Annotated in this window: 2 protein-coding genes and 1 pseudogene; all 3 read right to left on the minus strand. The window is 35.1% G+C overall.

The window, feature by feature from the left end; translation table 11 throughout:
- Positions 1-127: pseudogene (locus C5471_RS25125) on the minus strand (hypothetical protein); the annotation flags it as partial.
- 2,998 nt (positions 128-3,125) lie between these two features.
- Complete coding sequence (tnpA, locus tag C5471_RS22640; protein WP_133816457.1) at positions 3,126-3,377, minus strand: IS66 family insertion sequence element accessory protein TnpA; 252 nt, start codon at positions 3,375-3,377, stop codon at positions 3,126-3,128.
- Positions 3,378-3,705: 328 nt separating this feature from the next.
- Entirely contained in the window at positions 3,706-4,068 is a 363-nt protein-coding gene (locus C5471_RS22645) for a hypothetical protein (RefSeq protein ID WP_242688832.1), read from the minus strand.
- Positions 4,069-4,606 lie beyond the last annotated feature (538 nt).

The following is a 4,606-nucleotide window of genomic DNA, read 5'->3' on the forward strand; positions in this document are numbered from 1 at the left end:
CGCCGGGCCGGAAGAAGCGGTCGAACTCACTGAGCGGCACATCCTGGGTGGCTTCGGGGTTGAACGGATAGCGGCCAGCCAGGTAGGTCTGGTACTGTCTGACGACGTTTTCACTCCATTCGACTTCACGTGCTAATTTCTTTTCAACCCGCTATTAGCGGTTAATGATTTTCGATTAAATGCCATTAATGGTTATTTTGAAAGGTGATGGATTTATTAAATTAAATCCGCTTTTGATATAAAAGCTTTAATGCTTTGGTATTCGCATTTTTAAATGATGATGACAGTTAGCCTGTTATCGGAAATCGTTTTTTTACTCGACGGATTTAATGAACATAAAGCTTTAACCGTTGTTTTTATCCCTTTTAACACCTGCTTTTTGTTAAGTTTAATCATCATCGGATATCGTGTTTTATGTTTAACGAACACGGATTATATTCACTTTTTATCTTTTCTAATGCAGTTAAATAACTGATGGAAAAACGCTTTAATATCCGTTTATTCGGGAAATGTTATTTTACGTGCGATTTCTTTTCAATTTTAGATTTAATTAGCATAAAGTTTTAACCGTCGCTTTCATCCCTTTTAACACCTGTTTTTTGTTAAGTTTAATCATCATTGGATATCGTGTTTTATGTTTAATGAACGCGGATTATATTCATTTTTTATCTTTTCTGATGCTGTTAAATAACTGCTGGGAAAGCGCTTTAATATCCGTTTATTCGGGCAATGTTATTTTACGTGCGATTTCTTTTTAACTTTTTATTAATGGTTAATGATTTTCGATTAAATGCGATTAATGGTTATTTTTAAAAGGGGCATTTATTGCGTTAAATCCGATTTTGATATAAAAGTTTTAATGCTTTTGTGTTCTCATTTTTAAATGATGATGACAGTTAACCTGTTATCGGAAGTCGTTTTTTTACTCGATGGATTTAATGGGTATAAAGTTTTAATCGTTGTTTTTATTCCTTTTTAACACCTATTTTTTGTTAAGTTTAATCATCATCGGATATCGTGTTTTATGTTTAATGAACGTGGATTATATTCACTTTTTATCTTTTCTGATGTTGTTAAATAACTGGCGAGAAAGCGTTTTAATATCCGTTTATTCAGGTAATGTTATTTTATGTGCGATTTCTTTTCAACTTTGGATTAACGGTTAATGATTTTCGATTAAATGCTATTAATGGTTATTTTTAAAAATGGTATTTATTGCGTTAAATCCGCTTTTGATATAAAATATTTAATATGGCGGCATTTGCGTTTTTAAATGATGATGACCGTTAACCTGCTATCGGAAGTTTTTTTTACTCGATGGATTTAATGGATATAAAGTTTTAACCGTTGTTTTCACCCCTTTTAACACCTGTTTTTTATTAAGTTTAATCATCATCAGATATCGTGTTTTATGTTTAACGAATGCGGATTATATTCACTTTTTATCTTTTCTGATGTTGTTAAATAACCGACGATAAAACGTTTGATACTCATCTATTCGAATAATATCCTTTTGCGTACGAGTTTATTTTTAACTCGCTATTAACGGTTAATGATTTTCGATTAAATGCGATTAATGGTTATTTTGAAAGGTTGTATTTATTAAATTAAATCCGCTTTTGATATAAAAGCTTTAATGCTTTGGTATTCGCGATTTTAAATGATGATGACAGTTAACCTGTTATCGGAAGTCGTTTTTTTACTCTATGGATTTAATGGGTATAAAGTTTTAACCGTCGTTTTCATCCCTTTTAACACCTGTTTTTTGTTAAGTTTAATCATCATTGGATATCGTGTTTTATGTTTAATGAACGCGGATTATATTCATTTTTTATCTTTTCTGATGCTGTTAAATAACTGCTGGGAAAGCGCTTTAATATCCGTTTATTCGGGCAATGTTATTTTACGTGCGATTTCTTTTTAACTTTTTATTAATGGTTAATGATTTTCGATTAAATGCGATTAATGGTTATTTTAAAAAATGGCATTTATTGCGTTAAATCCGTTTTTGATATAAAAGTTTTAATGCCTTTGTATTCTCGTTTTTAAATGATGATGACAGTTAACCTGTTATCGGAAGTTGTTTTTTTACTTGATGAATTTAATGGGTATAAAGTTTTAATCGTTGTTTTCACCTCTTTTAACTCTTGCTTCTTGTTAAGTTTAATCATCATCGGATATCGTGTTTTATGTTTAACGAACACGGATTATATTCACTTTTTATCTTTTCTGATGTTGTTAAATAACTGCTGGGAAAGCGCTTTAATATTCGTTTATTCGGGTAATGTTATTTTACATGCGATTTCTTTTCAACTTTGGATTAACGGTTAATGATTTTCGATTAAATACTATTAATGGTTATTTTTAAAAATGGTATTTATTGCGTTAAATCCGTTTTTGATATAAAAGATTTAATACTTTGGTATTCGCGTTTTTAAATGATGATAACAGTTAACCTGTTATCGGAAGTCATTTTTTTACTCGATGGATTTAATGGATATAAAGTTTTAACCGTTGTTTTCACCCCTTTTAACACCTGCTTTTTGTTAAGTTTAATCATCATCGGATATCGTGTTTTATGTTTAACGAACGCGGATTATATTCACTTTTTATCTTTTCTGACGTTGTTAAATAACTGCTGGGAAAGCGCTTTAATATCCATTTATTCGGGCGATGTTATTTTACGTGCAATTTCTTTTCAACTTTGGATTAACGGTTAATGATTTTCGATTAAATGCGATTAATGGTTATTTTGAAAGGTGGCATTTATTAAATTAAATCCGCTTTTGATATAAAAGGTTTAATGCTTTAGTATTCGCGCTTTTAAATGATGATGACAGTTAACCTGTTATCGGAAATCGTTTTTTTACTCTATGGATTTAATGGGTATAAAGTTTTAACCGTCGTTTTTACCCCTTTTAACACCTGCTTTTTGTTAAATTTAATCATGTAGCAGCAATATAGTAATGTCACTTTTTATCTTTTCTGACGTTGTTAAATAACCGACGATAAAACGTTTGATACCCATCTATTTGGATAATATTCTTTTACGTACACCTTCATCGGTACAGGTAATTTCCGTCAGCTGCCCGCTCAGGTTATAGCCCAGAGTCAGCACCGGCCCGTCACCCTGCATACCCGTCTGGGGTATGCAGGGTGACGGAGTGCGCGTTGTCGGGCTGGAGTGAAACCGGCAAGACGGCGGGCAGTGTCTGGCAGGGAGGTTGGCGCATTTTGTGACTGTCGGCAATCCAGTCCCGGAAAGAGGAAAAATTCAGCTGATGCTGTTCACAATACTGTTTTCGGGTCAGGTCACTGTGGCGCCATTGGGTCACATGGTGTTGTTTTTGCTCCGGGGTATATCGGCTACGGCTCATGGTGTCATTCTCCAAATGAGGATAAGGAAGCAGTAGCGTGCAGGGGCCGGAGGGGAAGGACAAGGTGAGTTCACCGGAGCCTTACCGAACAATCGGTTGAATGAGCTGTTGCCCTGGTCTGATAATCCCTTCAGTTAAATCCCATTTTGTTGTTATCTGACAACGCAAGATGAGATGACCGGACGCTTACCTTTCTTCATCTTCATACTGCCCACAAAACCGAAGATTACACGTCAAGGTCTGCGGGTCATTGGGTCGCTGTAGGAATTGGGCTGCTCTTAAAAAGAACAAAGCCGGAAGATCACGGGGATCTTTCCGGCTTTTATTTCTAGCTGATTAGATTTTTAAGCCATTTTTTAATTATATTTTTAACATCTGATAGGTTTTCTTCGGAAAGAGAACAAATAACAACCAGTTCATTTTTTCCATTAGAGTCTACCCAATATTGAACACTATCTAACTCTTCTAGCGGTTCTTGAATTATTTTTATAGATTTATCAGTTATCTTAGATTTTGCAGAGAAAATAGGATTAGCATCCATAAATTTCAAGCCATTATTATAATGTGTATTGTAATAAGGTATTATCCATTCATCTTTGCTACCATTAATCATATTGAAGAACAGTCTATTCCAATATTGTTCAAGTTCACAATAAACTTGCTCATCATTCAAATAATTCTCAAACATCATTAACATTTCCTACTTAGTGATGATGAATCAGGAACAAAAGCTTTCCCCGACGTTACCTCAATATCGACACGTTCATGGGCAGTTCCCTTAACCAAAAAAGTTTTACTCACTTGAGCATCAACCCCGCCGCCTTTTTCCGCACTCTGAATAAATTTCCTTGCCTTATCAAATTCCCCTTTTCTAAGCTTTCTATCTTTGTTACTTAGACTTGCTTCAAGGGAATCAAGACCGGCTAGCGCATCTTTTGCTGTTATGGGCGTATCCTGTGCCCAAGCAAAAGACTCTTCTAATTTACTCCCCTGAGCCTGAATTCGCCCTCTGTGCTTAGGCTGTAATCCCAGAGGATCTATCCAACCTGTTGGATTTTTGACATAGGAATACGGATTACTTCCCCCAAGTAACCCAATCGGATCTTAGGGACTATCCCGACGCCATCATACCGTTGAGCGGACTTTTCCCCTTGATTTAGCAGCCTTTTTCTCCGCCGCGTTTTCCCACCCTGTTAAAGAACCTATCAACTCGTCCCGACGGGCACTTT

Source organism: Photorhabdus tasmaniensis (assembly GCF_011189505.1).
Classification (GTDB): Bacteria; Pseudomonadota; Gammaproteobacteria; order Enterobacterales; family Enterobacteriaceae; genus Photorhabdus; species Photorhabdus tasmaniensis.